This window comes from Mangrovitalea sediminis (genome assembly GCF_002514725.1).
GTDB lineage: Bacteria > Pseudomonadota > Gammaproteobacteria > Pseudomonadales > Oleiphilaceae > Mangrovitalea > Mangrovitalea sediminis.
In genome coordinates this window covers 119,799-134,966 of record NZ_NTLB01000001.1, presented here as the reverse complement: position 1 = coordinate 134,966, position 15,168 = coordinate 119,799, and the positions used below count along the sequence as shown (strand labels likewise).

Here is a 15,168-nt window from a genome sequence, read left to right as displayed (position 1 = left end):
TCGCAATATCCGGATAGTGTTGTCGTGAATTGAAAGATTATCTGGATTCCCGGAAATGTCATGCTGTTTGTGTCCGGAGCGACCGGACCCATTCCCTGCATGAAGGAGACAGTTCATGGCGAACAACGGTACGAAGATTGCCCTGGTCACCGGCGCGAGCCGCGGTCTTGGGCGGAATATGGCCATTGCCCTCGCTCGCAAGGGCGTTGATGTGGTGGGCACCTATCACAGTAACCGGGAAGAAGCGGCGGCTACCGTCTCGGCTATCGAGGCGCTGGGACGCAAGGCAGTGATGTTCCAGTTGGATACCGGAAATACTGCCGCATTCCCCGCCTTTGCCCTCGACATGAAAGGGGCCCTTAACGATATCTGGCAACGGACGTCATTCGACTATCTGGTCAATAACGCCGGTATCGGCATTAACGCCTCCTTTGAGGAGACGACTGAAGCCCAGTTTGACCGGCTGATGAATATCCATGTCAAAGGCGTCTTCTTCCTGACCCAGGCGCTGCTGCCGTTGATGGCCGATGGCGGCCGTATCGTCAACCTGTCCAGCGGGCTCACGCGCTTCAGCCTGCCGGGTTACGCGGCCTATGCGTCGATGAAGGGTGCTGTCGAAGTGCTGACCCGCTATCTGGCCAAGGAGCTCGGATCGCGTGGCATTGCCGTTAATACGGTTGCGCCGGGCGCTATCGAGACCGACTTTGGCGGTGGTGTGGTCCGCGACAACAAGCAAGTCAATGATTTTGTCGCCGGTGTCACGGCGCTCGGCCGTGTCGGCTTACCGGACGATATCGGTCCGGCGGTCGCGTCTTTGCTGGCGGAGGACAATCGCTGGGTCAACGCGCAGCGGATCGAAGTGTCCGGGGGCATGTTTGTGTAAGCGACTCCGGTGAGTGAGAGATGCTGTCGTGGCGACCGGGAGCTAGCGGAGCCCTTAGAACCGAAAGCCCAGGCCCACGGCGGTCTCCATTTGGAAGAAGCCATGGCTATCCACCCGCGCCGTGCAACCGCCGGAACAAAAAATGGCGGCGTTGGTATGGAGTGCCGTGTAGATGCCGCGCAGGTCGAAACGCAGCAGCAGGTGTTGGCCCAGGGGCAACTTGGCACCTCCACCCAGCGAGATCGATGGCTGGTAGTCCGTCTCCAGACCTGCGGCGTCAGGGGACATTCGCGTGATGCCCAGTGTCCCGGCGATAAATCCCAGGGAGGAGACGCCTCCGGGAAAGTACAAGCCGCCGAACTGCAGGCGATCTATGGAGACATCAAACTGACTGATGCCGGAAAAAAGGGCGGGCTGTCCGACGCTGGCGCGAGTGTCCTGGTGGCTGTAGTAAAGCTGGTACTGCCTTCCGTAAGGATCGATATCACCGTTGACGAGAATGCCAAAGCTGCTGCTGTCACTGAATTTCAGGGTGTCGGTGGTCGTCGTGGTGTCGCTGCGGAGGGCGACATTGTTGGCAAAACGGTAGCCCAGGAAGGGGGTGATTTCAGTTTCCCCTCGAACGGGTAAGGAAAACGTGGCCAGGAGGGCTGCGCCCGTTATCCAAGTTCTGATGTGCATCACGAATGCTCCCGATAAACCCGATTGCACTATAACCCGCCGGTGGCCCGGGTTTACAGGTGTCAGGAAGGGAAGATCGCTTTTTACTCAAGGTGTTGCGGAGATTTTCCTGTTGACTGCCTTCGTCAAAATGGCAGGGAACAGGGTGGTAATTTCCCCTATTTTCGCTGTATTTGTCTTGAACGGGAATTTCCAGACTCTATATTGATTAAGGTCATTTAGATACTCCTGGGGGTATATGATGTTGGTTTCTTACAAACGTATTTCCGCTTTGATGCTGGGTCTTTTCCTGGCTTTGGCCGCCACGGTTTCCCAAGCTCGGCCAACGGTTAACGCAACCGCAGATTCCACGTCGGCATCGGTTTTGACGGATGATCAAATTGCAACGCTGCAATTCATGCGCGAAGAAGAGAAGCTGGCCAGGGATGTGTACCTGACCCTTTATGGTATCTACGGGGAAACGGTTTTCTCCAATATCATGGCCGCCGAGCAGACGCATTTCGATGCCATCGGCGCGCTTCTCGAGAAATACGGCATTGAGGACCCGGCAGCGAACGACGTTCATGGCCAATTCGTCAATCCGGATCTGCAGGCACTTTACTATGAGCTCACAACTGCTGGCGCCAAGGATCTGCTGAGTGCCCTGAACGTCGGCGGCCTGATCGAAGAAACCGACATGCGCGACTTGGCCAACGCTATCGATGAGTCCGATCGCCGTGATATCGATCGTGTCTATACCAACCTTCGCGACGGTTCAAAGAATCACCTCCGGGCCTTTGTCGATAGTGTTGAATCCCTGGGAGTGACCTACGAACCCCAGTATCTGACGGATGCCGAGTTGCAGGCCATCCTGGATGAAGCCTCCTGAGGCGCCTGTCCCCGGACAGGGATTCGTGATCGCCAAAAAATACCGGGCCATTGGCCCGGTATTTTTGTGCATGTGGCGCTCGCCGGTGAGCGCGTTCTCTGCGTTACCTTCGGTATTCACTTTTTACAATGTGTCATCCTTTTCCCTAATAATTCCACATGGTTAAAACGTGCATTTCAGACTGGAACGAGTAAGCTTTAAGTATTGCAGTCGGGCTGAGTTGTCTTCTCTTCTTTACTCAAGGTGCGAGCGTCCATGATCCGCAGTTTTGCCGGCCGGCCGGGGTCCGGGGAGCAACCCAGAGAATTTCTGTCCCTGGACAATGTCATGGACCTTTTGCTGGACGCGGTTTGTCTGGTGGATGCAGACGGTTATTTCGTCTTTGCAAGTGCTGCTTGCGAGCGAATATTTGGCTACCCCCCTGAGGAAATGGTAGGGCGCTGCATCAAGGATATGGTGCATCCTGAGCATCTCGAACGTACGCTCGAGGCGGCTGATCGTGTCCTGGCTGGACAGCCCCTGGTTCATTTCGAAAACTGCTATATCCGTAAAGACGGTCAGCCGGTCCATGTGATGTGGTCGGCCCAGTGGTCCGAAAAGGATCAATTGCGTATTGCGGTTGCTCGCGACGTGACGGAACGGAAGCGCTCCGAGGCACTGCAGGCCGCACTCTATGCGATTTCAGAAGCAGCGTTCTCTACTCAGAACCTGGATGAGCTGTTTCAGCACACCCATGAAGTCATCGCAAGTCTGCTGCCTGCGAACAACTTTTTTGTTGCGCTCTATGACCGCGACAGTGATGAGCTGAGCTTCCCCTATTTTGTCGATCCCTCCCATGAGGCGCCTGCCCCACAGCCCTTGGATGCCGGTGCGCTGAGTGCTGAGATCATTCGTACCGGTCAGGCCCTGTTGTTGAATCCGTTGAGCCGCTCCACCTTGAACGAGCCTGATCGCCCGGATATCGCCAAGGGGGCCCTGGAGTGGCTGGGGGTGCCGCTTGTCTCGCCAAGCGGGACTATTGGGGTGCTGGCCGTGCAGAGTTACATGGCAGATGTCTATCGCGAGCGGGATGTCGAGCTGTTGCAGTACGTCTCTACTCAGGTGGCTGCGGCGCTCGAACGCAAACGCATGGAGCACCGGCTGCAGCATGCGGCGTTGCATGACCCGCTCACCGGCCTGCCCAATCGGGCGTTATTCCATGATCGGCTGGAGAATGCCCTGGCCCTGGCTCGCCGTGACAAAAGCCTGCTGTCACTGCTCTATCTCGACTTGGACCGCTTCAAACAGGTCAACGATACTTATGGTCATGCGACGGGTGATGTGTTGCTGCAGGAGGTGGCTCGTCGACTGACGTCCTGTGTCCGGGAGTCGGATACCGTGGGACGTATCGGCGGTGACGAGTTCCTGATCCTGCTGAGTGGTGTCGGCTACCCTGATGACGCGCTGATTGTGGCTGAAAAGGTTCGCTCGGTGTTGCTGGAATCCTATGATGTTGGCGGTCTGCGTCTTTCTATTGCGCCAAGTATTGGCATCGCCGGCTATCCGGAGCATGGGGACGATTACCGGCAACTGATCCGCATGGCGGACGAATCCATGTACCGGGCCAAGAAGCAGGGTGGAAATCGGTTTGACGCGACCGTCCAGGGGGAGCATACGCCGTCGTAACTTCCATGTTATAACAAGGGCCGATGTGTGCCCGCATGAAGACCCGCACCTTTCCGGCATTCGCCGAACATCGATGTTTCAGACGTCTTGCCGCTGAAGCGCGTGACGATAATACCCCAATGTGAACAAGGACCTATACGAGGCCACATGACCCAGACCTACCGTACTGACGGCCCGCTTATCCATTCCCTGCTCGATACAGACTGGTACAAGCTCACCATGATGCAGGGGGTCCATCACCGGTACCCGAATGCCAGGGTCACTTGGGAGTTTCGCAGTCGCAGCGCGGAAGACCTGAAGCCTTATCTCTCCGATATCCGCGAGCAAATCGATCACCTGGCCACCCTGCAGCTGAGCCGGGAGGAGTCGGCCTATCTGAGCCGGTTTCCCTATATGTCGCCGGACTTTATTCGTTTCCTGGAACTGTTCCGTTTCCGTCCGGAATATGTCGACGTGGGCATGGATGGCAGCGAACTCTGCATTGTGATCGACGGGCCCTGGTCGCACAGCATCCTTTTCGAGATCGTGGTTTTGGCCATGATCAGCGAAGTGCGCAACCGGGTGCTGTATCCGGACGTAAAAATCGCGCAAGCCGAAGACCGGCTGCGGGATAAGTTGGAGAACCTGCGTCGTCGCTATACGCCGCAGCAACTGGCCGGCTTTAATCTTGCGGATTTCGGCACCCGTCGGCGGCTATCTCAGCCGGTACAGGAAGCCATCATCCGTATTCTGACGGCGGAATTTCCGGGGAATTTTGTCGGCACCAGCAATGTGGACATCGCCCGCCGGCACGGGATTCGCCCGCTGGGGACCATGGCGCACGAATGGATCATGGCGCACCAGCAACTGGGAAGCCGTTTGGTTGACAGTCAGCGGGCCGCCTTGGAAGCCTGGGTTCAGGAATATCGCGGTTATCTCGGCATCGCGGTGACGGACACCATCAACCTGGACGCCTTCCTCAACGACTTCGACCTCTATTTCGCCAAGCTGTTCGATGGGTTACGTCATGACAGCGGCGACCCGATGCGCTTTGCCGAGAAGTGTATTCGCCATTACGAGAAGCTGGGTATCAATCCCATGACAAAAACCCTGATCTTCAGCGATGCGCTGACTCTGGAAAAAGCCATGGAGATCAAAATGGCACTTGAGGGGCGAATCAATACCAGCTTTGGGATTGGCACCAGCCTGACCTGCGATGTGCCGGGTGTCGAGCCCATGAACATGGTTATCAAGATGGTGTCCTGCAACGGGCAGCCCGTGGCGAAGATATCCGACGCGCCCGGTAAGACCATGTCGCGGGATGAAGGGTTCATCACTTATCTCAGGAATGTCTTCGAAAAGGCCCGAAATCACGGATAGATGAGTGTTAAATTTTGCTATCTGTGACGATGTCCAGCCACGGCCACCCCTGGTCTATGCTTAACTTATTCCCTGGGTTTGGTTGTTATTGCCCGAATGCGGCTGCCTGCCGACTCGAAGAGCAGCGTCCATAATAAGGAGACATCAGTGCCCAACCTGGTCAGGCTGGCCCCAGGCGTGCTTACGGTGGGGAAACCCTTGCCATGGAAGGTCTATGACAAGAAGGGGAACCTTCTACTCGTTCAGGGGTATGTGATCCAGAACGAATCGCAGCTGGAAATGTTGTATCAGCGGGGACTCTTCTATCAGCAGGTCCGCGCTCTCGATCCGGAGGACGCACAGGACGACCCAGACCCTCGCCGTTTCAGCCCTTTCGTGGAATATGCCGGTTTGCTGCAGGGCCTCGAGGACACCCTGGGTGCCATCGCGTCACAGCGCGAAAGTGCAGCGCGCAAGCTGGAATGGCTTGCCCGCCATATCGATGCCATCTGCGATAGCGATCCGGATGCCGCTTTGGCCCTGGTGCACATCTATTCGATCGAGCCGACGGCATACGAGCAGACATTGTTCTATGCGATTCTTTGCCGGATAGCGGCTCAGCGACTTGGTTTCGATCCGGAGCGATCCCACCGCCTGTTGATGGCGGCGCTGACGGCCAACCTGGCGCTGTTACCGCATCAGGATAAACTGAACCAGTCCAGGTCGACGTTGAATGCCCAGCAGCGGGCCGTGGTGGAGAAGCATCCGGAGCTCAGCGCGGACGCTCTGGCCAAGGCCGGTATCGAACACGAGCAGTGCCTGCTTATCATTCGCCAGCACCACGAACGCTTCGACGGAAGCGGCTACCCCCGCGGACTTTCGGGGGCCGATATCCTGCCGGAAGCGAAGCTGCTGTCCCTTTCAGAGCGTTACACCGCCATGATCACCAAGCGTGCCTATCGCAACCGTTTCCGGGCAGACCAGGCCATGGCGGAGATCCTGGCGGTTGTCAAAGCGGCGCCGCAGCCGGAAATCTACCATGCTTTTTTCAAGGCGCTGACGCTATATCCGCCGGGCACTCTGGTAAAGCTGGCCAATCGCGAGGTGGCGGTGGTAACCCACCGGGGGCACCGCGAAAATATGCCGATGGTGCAGGCCATCGTCAGCCCCAAGGGCAATCCCTATCTGGGCTCTTTTTCAAGAGATACCCAGCAGGAAGAGTACCGGATCGAACAGATCCTGATGCCGGATATCCTGCCGCCGCTGAATCTGGCGTCGATGTGGGGGTACGGCTAACCCGTCCAGGAGACCTCCCGAAAGGCCTCGACCAGATAATCCACCAGCCGCCGGACCTTGAGGGGCATCTGTTTGCGTGTCGGATAGACCGCGTAGATGCCCATTTCGATCGACCGGTACTCCGGCATCAGCTCGACCAGATCCCCTCTGCGTATATCGTCATCCACGAGAAAACTTGGCTCCAGAAGAATGCCGCCGTGTCGCAGGGCAATGGCGCGACTGGTGTCGCCGTTGTTGGATAAGACGCGCGGTTTGACGCGAACCTGAACCTTGCCATCGGGGCCTTCGAAGGGCCATTCATCCCGGGCCGACCAGTTGGTATAGGCAATGAGCTGGTGGTGGGCCAGGTCACGGGGATGTTCTGGTGTGCCATGCCGCGCGAGGTAGGTGGGAGAGGCGCACAGGACTGAGCGGGTCGAGGCCAGCTTTCGACTGACCAGTGCCGAGCTGGGCAGGATTCCGATGCGGATCGCCAGGTCGTAGCCTTCATTGACGAGGTCGACGACCCGGTCATTGAGGCTGATGTCCAGATCCACCTTGGGGTGGGTGTCGAGGAAGGCGCCCCAAAGGGGCGCCAGGTGCAGGACGCCAAATGTCAGGGGCACATTGATCCGTATGAGACCGCTCGGCTCCCGCGTGCGCAGGCTTACTTCCGACTCCGCCTCTTCCAGCGCGGCCAGGACTTCCTTGGCCCGTTGATAGAACTGGCGACCGGCTTCCGTGACGGACAGTCGCCGGGTCGTGCGTTGCAACAGGCGGACACCCAGGCGTTGTTCCAACGCATTGATATGACGTGACACCGCGGCCTTCGACATTTTCAGGCTGTCGACCGCGCCAACAAAGCTGCCGGCCTCGACGACTGCCGTGAAGACGCTCATTTCCAGTGTTCGGTCCATTTAATTGTCTCGAAAATCGGAACTATTAATCGCGATGATAGCCGTTTATCTGGGGGTATTGAATCAATAAAGTGTCCTTCGTTAAGCGCCGGAAGGGTCTTTCTCAAGGGCGCGGATCTTCAGTTGGAGAAATTCTATGGCAGCTCCTCTCCCCGTATTGTTCGTGTCTCATGGTGCTCCCACCTTTGCACTGGAGCCTGGGCTGGTCGGTCCCCAGCTCAAGGCTCTGGGGCAACAGCTGTGGGGGGTTCAGGCTGTGCTGGTGGTGTCGCCCCATTGGGTGACTGGCAGTGATGTCCGGGTCATGACGACCCCGATGCCCGAGACCATCCACGACTTTGGTGGCTTCCCGCAAGCGCTCTATGCATTGCAGTACCCGGCTCCGGGCGCTCCGGTACTGGCTGCACAGGCAGCAGCCTTGCTGAGGGAGGCGGGTTTCGAGGCAGAGACCGACGATAAGCGGGGTTTTGATCATGGTGCCTGGGTGCCGTTACGGCATCTTTACCCTGCTGCCAATATTCCGGTTTTCCAGGTGTCGATGCCGCGGTCTTTGGATACCCGCCGTGCGGTTTCGCTGGGGCAGGCACTGTCGCCACTGCGTGATAGTGGGGTCCTGATCGTAGGATCCGGCTGCCTGACGCACAACCTCCACGAGTTTCGGCAACGGGCCACAGGCTATGCGCCCTATGCGGTGGCCTTTGCCCAATGGGTGCGGGAGGCCGTTGCCGATGGCGATATGGGGCGTTTGATCGAATACCGGAAGCTGGCGCCCCATGCGGAGTGGGCGCATCCGACCGAAGAACACTTCCTGCCCCTGCTGGTGGCTTTAGGTGCTGCCGGTGACCGTGCGGCGACGGCGGTGATCGATGGGGGCATCACCTATGGCGTCATCTCCATGGATGCCTACGTGCTCGGCGAAGCCGCCTGATTCGGGAGACCATGGTTATGAACGACCGCAACGAAGCTGGCCTGACGCTTCTGGAAGAGCCGTTATCGGGCCTGCATTACCGCATTGTCGAGAGGACGGCTGGCGAGACGCCAGTGGCGAGGTTGCTGTTGCTGCATGGTGTCGGTAGCAATGAGGCCAGTATGGCGGCGTTGGCTGGCACCGTAAATGCCCGGATTCAGGTGGTGTTGGTTCGTGCGCCTCTGGTGTTGGGGCCACATCAATTCGGCTGGTTCCAGGTCAGTTTCCAGACGGGCGCTCCACAGATCGACGCAGACCAGGCTGAAACCAGCCGCCAACAGATGGTCCGGCTGATTGGCGCCCTCAATGCCGACAAACCGCTTCCCACGGTGGTGGCCGGGTTCAGCCAGGGCGGCATCCTCAGCGCCAGCGTCGGCTTGAGCGCACCGATGGCGGTTGCGGGCTTTGCCATCCTGAGCGGTCGTATCCTGCCGGAAATCGAGCCGCGACTGGCCCCACGGAACGCGCTCGCCGGTCTCCGGGTCTTTGTCTCCCATGGCCGCTTTGACAACAAACTGCCCGTGGATTGGGCGGACAGATCCGATCGCTGGTTGACGGCGCTCGGCATTCATCACCAAACCCGGCTGTACCCGATCGGTCACGAGTTGACCGCTGAGGTCGCTGCCGATTTCAACCGATGGCTTGAAGCCACACTGATCTGAACGGGGATTTTGTTATGGTCGATACACGCACTGCACCTTATGCCGCCTTACTGCTGCGCCTGGCACTCGGCATCATGTTTCTGGCGCATGGATGCCTGAAGATTTTCGTTTTCACGCCGGCGGGCACGGCGGCCTTCTTTGCCTCTGTCGGCTTTGCGTCCTGGCTGGCCTACCCGGTCATTGCCTTTGAGATTATTGCCGGCGTCCTGTTGGTTCTGGGCGTGTTTACGCGTTGGGTGGCGATTGCATCGGCGATTGAACTTTTCGTCGCGTCCACGGTTCACTTCGGCAACGGCTGGTTCTTCACGAATCCCCACGGCGGCTGGGAATATCCCATTTTCCTCACTGTCGCGGCCTTGGTGCTTGCCTTGATCGGTGACGGTGCCATGGCGCTGAAGAAGTCTCGCGCCTAACGGCAGAAGGGCCAGAACTGATAGAAGTGCCGGCAGCGCAGGGCTTTCTCGCAGCCGGCCAGTTGTTTTGCATAACGCCTGGAACGGGTGGCCACGCGATGAGCCAGTTGAAGAACGTCCGGCTTGTGGCGGTAGCTGCGATGGAGAAAGCCGCTGCGGCCCTCGTGATAGGCCAGATAGAGATGCTCAGGATTGTTGAGTGGGATGCCCAGTTGTCTGTGACTCTGCAGGTTGTACCAACCGATAAAGTCCAGGGCGTCCTGCATATTCGAGCGTTGTGCCAGGGGTCGCTCCATCGCCTGTCGATAGTCACGCCAGGCGGGATCCTGGGCCTGTGCATAACCATAGGCTGTGGATGGGCGCTGCCAGGGAATGAGGCCCCATAACCGGCGGCGTGGCGGCTTCACGAAGCGCTGGAAAGCGGATTCCTGCTGCACGAACGCCATCTGGGTCGCAATCGGTGTTCCCCAGCGCTTCAGGGATTGTGCGGCCTCGTCATACCAGTCCGGTTGTTCCGCAAACACGCTGCACAGGTTTTCCTGATCCCGGGGTGGGGCGGGTGTGCGCACGTAAATGTCGCCCAACAGGTAGGCGAGGATCGTGACCACCGCGAGAGGCAGACGATGGCGCCATGTGAACGCCAAGGCTGCCTGCGTCGTGGTCGTTATAGTCGCGATGAGTGTCGATAGGCGCATAGCCTCGGCACGTTAACCGACCCCGTGGTATTACGCCATGCGGGATACCACGATTAGCGGGTGATAACGGCCAGGGCTACCGCCAGCATGGCGCAGGCTGTCAGGACCGTCAGGCCTGTGTGCACGCCCAGCGAGGCAGTGATCAGGGGGCCCAGAAAGCTGGCCAGGGCAAAGGTGCCGAACAGCAGTCCGAAGGCGGCTTCGGTATGTCCATCGCTGGCGACGGCGGCCGCCAGCGATGGCAGCTTGCCGGCCATGCCGCCGAAGGTGAGCCCTATCAGTAGCGGATAGATCACGAAAAGGTGCGGAGCTATGCCTTCCAGCGCCAGCAGCAAGAGTCCGGCCGCCGTCAGGTTGAGCGTCAATACGGCATTGCGACTGAAGCGGGCTGAACGCAGGTCCGCCAGGACCCCGAACCCAAAACGACCCAACCCGTTCCCGAACGCCATCAGAGAGACCGCCATAACGGCAAACCCCGTATTGAAGCCGAGTTTGGGGGACAGTTGCCCAATCGTCGCGAAGGAGGCAGATCCCAGTGGCGCGGCTGCCATCACGATGGCAAGGGTCGCGAGCAGGGGAGGATGGCCGATCATTCTGCGAAGGGAGGGGCGTGGTGTCTTTGGTGGATGTGCCGAGCTGGTGGTGGCCGGCAGACCGAACCAGGCCAGCCAGCCCACGGCCGCATAGCCGCAAACCAGTGCGGCCAGGGCTGCCTGCCAGCCCTGGCGGTGATCGAGAACCTGAAAAACAGGTGCGCTCAGTGTGGATGACATCCCGTAAAGCGCCAGCAGGGCTCCCCCCAGCGATCCCCGTTGTCCGGGATAGAGGCGAGAGACGATGGCGATACAGGCCGCGGTGGAGAGGCCGGCTCCGAGTCCCAGGGCCAGGATACTGTAACCGGCCATAAAGGGCAGGGCGCTGCCGGGCGTGATACCCAGCAATCCGCCCAGGGTAAACAGGCTCAGTGCAATGGCCAACAGGGTTTTGGGGGGAATCCTGTGTAAGGCATGCCCTGCAAATACCACGGCAGGCATCAGGGCCAGTGGGGTCAGTGAAAAGCACAGATCCAGCGTCGGCTCCGACCAGCCGCTTTGCCGGTGGATGGCTGGGGCGATGGCGCCCCAGGAGTAGATCAGGCCAAAGATGAACTGGAATGGGGTCAGTAAGACAAAGGGCAGCCATCGCCGCCCCTGTACTGCGCTGTCAGGATTCTGGGTCTGACTCACACCAGCTCCCGGGCGATATCGGAAAAAATCTGCTCGGACGCCAGCATGCCCCGGACGACCCCTTTCTTGATGTGAAACAGGACATCCTCCCCATAGGCCGATTTCTGATAGATCAGTTTGTCCAGGGTCGCGCTGTGTTCCTCATCGCAAACGCAGTGCATGTCGATGGTTCGTGTATCGATCAGTGACTGCTCGCTGCCAAGGTTTTCCAGCGACCGTTTCCAGAATCCATACTGATCCACGACCCAGCACTCGATGGTCGAAAAGGCGGCGAGGCTCTGCAGATCGTTGCCTTCGGCCACGATGTCGTTGTGTGCGGTGTAGAAGTGGTTGGCGATGACCTTGGAGCGTCCTTCCAGGCGGGGGTATTGCTCCTGAATGCGAAGCTCCCGGTAAATATGGGTCTTGCGCAGACTTTGAATGAACTGGTGATAGAGTTCGCCATGATGGTTTTTCCAGGATGCCGAACCCTGCATACCGAAACCCATTTCTTCAGACAGATTCTCGTAGATCACTTCCTTTATGGCTTCGTCCTTCAAGGCCAGAAACAGGTTGCAGACATAGGCGGCAAAGCCGTAGACGAAGTGAGCGTAGAGTTCGAACATCCGCAGGAGGCGCTCTGGATCGTCGCCAATGATGCGATGGAGGGGATGGTCGAGGACCAGGCTGGTACGGAACTCCAGTATCCGCTGGACTTCGGTCTTCCGCCGGGTGTGCTCGTCCAGTGAGGTGATGGTGCTTTTTGCCTTCAGGTTGACGGACATGTGAGAATCCTTCAGATGCTCAGTGAGAAAAGGGCGCAGGCGTTGCTATTCTGAAGGTCTCTATCCTAGACAAGGTGACGGCCCGGGCCTGGTTCCTGGCTGTACCCTTCTTTGGGATGTCAGTGAACTTGTTCGGAAGTTCTCTTGGCGTTGGAGTGTTCCAATCAACCGGGTGTGGGATGCAGGGGCGATGAATAGGGGTGCCGACATCGAGTCAACAAACCCTGTTACGGCGGAAGCGCCGTGGCTGTGGGAGCGACAGCTGACTGAAACCTTCCTGCCGGGGCAGGTGCTGGTGCGTGACAATCCGGCGGGCCGGATAGAGCGAAGGGTTCACCTGAACCGCCTGCTCGTCGCCCAACTGACGGTGGCGCCGCAGACGGTCGAACACGCCGCCGCCCACCTCGACGGACTGTCCCGTGATGAGCGCTCCTCCCTCATGGTGCATGTGGTCATGGAAGGGGGTGGTTATATCGAGCAGCGAGGTAAGGTTCTGCCGTTTCGCCCGGGCGATATTTCCTTCCGGAATCTGCACGAGCCGTCCCGTGTGGTTTTCGAGGAGCCGACGCGGTTGTTTGTCATTCGTCTGCCGGCGACGACCTTGAACCTGTCGCCCGGCGGACGCGGCTTCGACGCGGTGCCGGCGCCGCGAATTGTCGGTGACGCCAAAATCCTCGCAGATGCCACCAGCCGGTTGCTCCAGGATATGGCCGTCTATCACGGGCAGCGTCTGGAGGATCTCTACACGGCCTTTGCGCTGCCCTGGCTGCTGGCGGGGTGTTATCACAGCCAGTCGAAGCCGGAGTTGCCATCGCCCAATGTATCGCGCTGGCAGCAGATCATGCGCTATATCGACGAGCACCTCTTCGATGCCGATCAGCTCTCCCCCGCGGCCTGTGCAAGCGCCGTTGGTGTGACCGAACGCTATGTACATCGCCTGTTTTCGCTGCGGACCCTGCGCTTTTCGCGTTTTGTGCAGGAGCGCCGGCTCGAGGCAGCCCATGCGCTGCTGCGGAATCCGGCCTACCGGACACAAAGCGTGTCGTCCATCGCCTACCAATGTGGCTTTACCGAGGCCGGGCATTTCTCCCGGGTATTTCGCAAGCGATATGACGTGACGCCCAGCGCGTTGCGTCGGTCCGCTATCGATCTCTGACCTGTTGCCCTTCTCCGGGTGTCAGGTGGTGTTGGCGGGTGGCTAGGGTGTATCGTGCCACTGTGATGTCGAGGAATCCGCTGGGCCAACTCCCGTCATGGGAGCCTTATTTGAAGCCTGCCGATTCCTGGGCCTGTCATTTTCTTTAAGTTTCACATCAACGCGAGGAGGCACCATGGCTAATCCTGGACTGCGCGACAGCAAACTTTTCCGTCAGCAATGCTATATCGGCGGCGCCTGGGTGGATGCTGACGGCGGCGCGACCCTTTCGGTCGACAATCCGGCCAACGGTGAGGTGCTCGGAACGGTGCCGCGATTCGGGCAGGCGGAAACCAACAGGGCTATCGAAGCCGCAGCCCGGGCCTTTCCAGCGTGGCGGGATAAAACGGCGGCCGAGCGGGGCACGATTCTCTATCGCTGGTACGAATTGATGATGGCGAATCAGGATGACCTGGCCCGCCTGATGACGCTGGAACAGGGTAAACCCCTGGCGGAGTCGAAAGGGGAGATCGCCTATGCGGCGTCATTTATCCGCTGGTTTGCAGAGGAGGCCCCGCGGGCTTATGGCGACACCATTCCCGGTGCGCGACCGGGTCAGCACATCGTGGTGATCAAACAGCCCATCGGCGTTACCGCCGCCATTACACCCTGGAACTTTCCGGCGGCCATGATCACGCGCAAGGCCGGTGCGGCGCTGGCGGCGGGCTGCCCCATGGTGGTGAAACCCGCGTCAGCCACGCCTTATTCGGCCCTGGCCCTGGCGGAACTGGGTGAGCGTGCCGGTATTCCTGCGGGGGTACTGAATGTGATCACCGGGTCGGCCAGCGCCATTTCCGAGGCGCTGACTTCCAGTCCGGTCGTACGCAAGTTGAGCTTCACCGGATCGACCGAAGTGGGCAGCAAACTGATGGCCCAGTGCGCGAAGCACATCCAGAAGGTTTCGCTGGAACTGGGCGGGAACGCGCCCTTTATCGTCTTTGACGATGCGGATCTGGACAAGGCCGTGGAAGGCGCCATGGCGTCGAAATTCCGCAACACCGGGCAGACCTGTGTCTGCGCCAACCGCATCCTGGTGCAGGACGGTGTTCACGATGCCTTCGTCGAAAAACTGTCTGCCGCAATCAGCAAGCTGAAAGTCGGCAATGGCCTGGAAGAGGGCATTACCCAGTCGGCCCTGATCAACCCGGAAGCGGCGGAGAAAGTCTACGAACATATCCGCGATGCGCTGGACAAGGGGGCGACGGTGGTGGCTGGCGGAGAGGCCCATGAGCTGGGCGGAAGCTTCGTGCAACCGACCCTGCTCACTGGGGTGACTCCGGATATGGTGCTCTGCCATGAGGAGACTTTCGGTCCGCTCGCCGGTGTAACCCGCTTCCAGACCGAGGAAGACGCCATCGCCCTGGCCAACGATACGCCGTTCGGGCTGGCTGCCTATTTCTACAGCCAGAATATCCACCGCTGCTGGCGGGTTGGAGAAGCGCTCGAGGCCGGGATCATCGGTATCAACGAGGGCTTGATCTCCAATGCTGCAGCGCCCTTCGGTGGCGTCAAGGAATCGGGCCTTGGCCGGGAAGGCTCCAAGTACGGCATGGAAGAGTATATGGAGGTCAAATACCTCTGTATGGGTGCCGGCTGAGTCGAGGGTTGACGGCCTGCGT

15 protein-coding genes are annotated in these 15,168 nt (G+C 59.2%); 10 read left to right on the top strand and 5 right to left on the bottom strand.

Annotated features, from left to right (window positions below; all coding sequences use genetic code 11):
- Positions 1-115: 115 nt before the first annotated feature.
- Positions 116-883, top strand: a complete 768-nt coding sequence (locus tag CLR77_RS00665; protein ID WP_097458667.1) for an SDR family NAD(P)-dependent oxidoreductase — start codon at positions 116-118, stop codon at positions 881-883.
- Between the two features lie 54 nt (positions 884-937).
- Here CLR77_RS00665 and CLR77_RS00660 read toward each other — a convergent pair whose 3' ends face one another.
- On the bottom strand, positions 938-1,564 hold the full coding sequence (locus tag CLR77_RS00660) for a hypothetical protein (protein ID WP_097458666.1): 627 nt from the start codon (positions 1,562-1,564) through the stop codon (positions 938-940).
- A 238-nt stretch (positions 1,565-1,802) separates the two neighbouring features.
- Between CLR77_RS00660 and CLR77_RS00655 the strand changes: the two genes are divergently transcribed.
- The 4 genes from CLR77_RS00655 to CLR77_RS00640 all read left to right on the top strand — a co-directional run bounded on the left by CLR77_RS00655 (position 1,803) and on the right by CLR77_RS00640 (position 6,731).
- The gene (locus CLR77_RS00655) at positions 1,803-2,432 is read left to right on the top strand and encodes a DUF2202 domain-containing protein (RefSeq protein WP_198962628.1); all 630 of its coding nucleotides are present in this window, start codon (positions 1,803-1,805) and stop codon (positions 2,430-2,432) included.
- A gap of 255 nt (positions 2,433-2,687) precedes the next feature.
- Positions 2,688-4,097: a sensor domain-containing protein gene (locus tag CLR77_RS00650; RefSeq protein WP_198962627.1), complete on the top strand. Its 1,410-nt coding sequence runs from the start codon at positions 2,688-2,690 to the stop codon at positions 4,095-4,097.
- A gap of 147 nt (positions 4,098-4,244) precedes the next feature.
- A complete protein-coding gene (pncB, locus tag CLR77_RS00645) occupies positions 4,245-5,456 on the top strand; it encodes a nicotinate phosphoribosyltransferase (RefSeq protein WP_097458665.1) in 1,212 nt (403 codons plus the stop codon).
- Between the two features lie 147 nt (positions 5,457-5,603).
- Entirely contained in the window at positions 5,604-6,731 is a 1,128-nt protein-coding gene (locus CLR77_RS00640; protein ID WP_097458664.1) for an HD-GYP domain-containing protein, read from the top strand.
- Here the strand turns inward: CLR77_RS00640 and CLR77_RS00635 are convergent.
- Positions 6,728-7,627 (bottom strand): LysR family transcriptional regulator, encoded by a 900-nt coding sequence (locus CLR77_RS00635; RefSeq protein ID WP_097458663.1) that lies wholly within the window; start codon positions 7,625-7,627, stop codon positions 6,728-6,730. The two genes, CLR77_RS00640 and CLR77_RS00635, sit on opposite strands and share 4 nt — an antisense overlap.
- A 136-nt stretch (positions 7,628-7,763) precedes the next feature.
- Here CLR77_RS00635 and CLR77_RS00630 point away from each other — a divergent pair, with 136 nt between their 5' ends.
- The 3 genes from CLR77_RS00630 to CLR77_RS00620 are packed head-to-tail and all read left to right on the top strand — an operon-like array spanning position 7,764 to position 9,669.
- Entirely contained in the window at positions 7,764-8,555 is a 792-nt protein-coding gene (locus tag CLR77_RS00630) for a DODA-type extradiol aromatic ring-opening family dioxygenase (RefSeq protein WP_097458662.1), read from the top strand.
- Positions 8,556-8,572: 17 nt separating this feature from the next.
- Positions 8,573-9,256 (top strand): alpha/beta hydrolase, encoded by a 684-nt coding sequence (locus CLR77_RS00625; RefSeq protein WP_097458661.1) that lies wholly within the window; start codon positions 8,573-8,575, stop codon positions 9,254-9,256.
- A 14-nt stretch (positions 9,257-9,270) separates the two neighbouring features.
- Entirely contained in the window at positions 9,271-9,669 is a 399-nt protein-coding gene (locus CLR77_RS00620; RefSeq protein WP_097458660.1) for a DoxX family protein, read from the top strand.
- On the opposite strand, the gene CLR77_RS00615 is transcribed toward CLR77_RS00620, so the two are convergent.
- Genes CLR77_RS00615 through CLR77_RS00605 form a run of 3 tightly spaced genes read right to left on the bottom strand, consistent with a single transcriptional unit; the run spans position 9,666 to position 12,354 of the window.
- Positions 9,666-10,364 carry a transglycosylase SLT domain-containing protein gene (locus CLR77_RS00615; protein WP_227519757.1) on the bottom strand — a complete coding sequence of 233 codons (699 nt, stop codon included), beginning with the start codon at positions 10,362-10,364 and terminating at the stop codon, positions 9,666-9,668. The two genes, CLR77_RS00620 and CLR77_RS00615, sit on opposite strands and share 4 nt — an antisense overlap.
- Positions 10,365-10,417: 53 nt before the next feature.
- On the bottom strand, positions 10,418-11,590 hold the full coding sequence (locus CLR77_RS00610) for an MFS transporter (RefSeq protein WP_097458659.1): 1,173 nt from the start codon (positions 11,588-11,590) through the stop codon (positions 10,418-10,420).
- Complete coding sequence (locus CLR77_RS00605; RefSeq protein WP_097458658.1) at positions 11,587-12,354, bottom strand: iron-containing redox enzyme family protein; 768 nt, start codon at positions 12,352-12,354, stop codon at positions 11,587-11,589. Before CLR77_RS00605 ends, CLR77_RS00610 begins: the two co-directional genes overlap by 4 nt.
- A 190-nt stretch (positions 12,355-12,544) precedes the next feature.
- Between CLR77_RS00605 and CLR77_RS00600 the strand changes: the two genes are divergently transcribed.
- Both CLR77_RS00600 and CLR77_RS00595 read left to right on the top strand, forming a co-directional pair.
- Positions 12,545-13,510 carry an AraC family transcriptional regulator gene (locus CLR77_RS00600; RefSeq protein ID WP_097458657.1) on the top strand — a complete coding sequence of 322 codons (966 nt, stop codon included), beginning with the start codon at positions 12,545-12,547 and terminating at the stop codon, positions 13,508-13,510.
- Between the two features lie 175 nt (positions 13,511-13,685).
- Positions 13,686-15,146, top strand: a complete 1,461-nt coding sequence (locus CLR77_RS00595; RefSeq protein WP_097458656.1) for an NAD-dependent succinate-semialdehyde dehydrogenase — start codon at positions 13,686-13,688, stop codon at positions 15,144-15,146.
- Positions 15,147-15,168 lie beyond the last annotated feature (22 nt).

Bases quoted from the DNA above. Each gene is read 5' to 3' on its own strand.
- CLR77_RS00665 (WP_097458667.1), top strand. From the start codon at position 116: ATGGCGAACAACGGTACGAAGATTGCCCTGGTCACCGGCGCGAGCCGC.
- CLR77_RS00660 (WP_097458666.1), bottom strand. From the start codon at position 1,564: ATGCACATCAGAACTTGGATAACGGGCGCAGCCCTCCTGGCCACGTTT.
- CLR77_RS00655 (WP_198962628.1), top strand. From the start codon at position 1,803: ATGATGTTGGTTTCTTACAAACGTATTTCCGCTTTGATGCTGGGTCTT.
- CLR77_RS00650 (WP_198962627.1), top strand. From the start codon at position 2,688: ATGATCCGCAGTTTTGCCGGCCGGCCGGGGTCCGGGGAGCAACCCAGA.
- pncB (WP_097458665.1), top strand. From the start codon at position 4,245: ATGACCCAGACCTACCGTACTGACGGCCCGCTTATCCATTCCCTGCTC.
- CLR77_RS00635 (WP_097458663.1), bottom strand. From the start codon at position 7,627: ATGGACCGAACACTGGAAATGAGCGTCTTCACGGCAGTCGTCGAGGCC.
- CLR77_RS00630 (WP_097458662.1), top strand. From the start codon at position 7,764: ATGGCAGCTCCTCTCCCCGTATTGTTCGTGTCTCATGGTGCTCCCACC.
- CLR77_RS00625 (WP_097458661.1), top strand. From the start codon at position 8,573: ATGAACGACCGCAACGAAGCTGGCCTGACGCTTCTGGAAGAGCCGTTA.
- CLR77_RS00620 (WP_097458660.1), top strand. From the start codon at position 9,271: ATGGTCGATACACGCACTGCACCTTATGCCGCCTTACTGCTGCGCCTG.
- CLR77_RS00615 (WP_227519757.1), bottom strand. From the start codon at position 10,364: ATGCGCCTATCGACACTCATCGCGACTATAACGACCACGACGCAGGCA.
- CLR77_RS00605 (WP_097458658.1), bottom strand. From the start codon at position 12,354: ATGTCCGTCAACCTGAAGGCAAAAAGCACCATCACCTCACTGGACGAG.
- CLR77_RS00600 (WP_097458657.1), top strand. From the start codon at position 12,545: ATGAATAGGGGTGCCGACATCGAGTCAACAAACCCTGTTACGGCGGAA.
- CLR77_RS00595 (WP_097458656.1), top strand. From the start codon at position 13,686: ATGGCTAATCCTGGACTGCGCGACAGCAAACTTTTCCGTCAGCAATGC.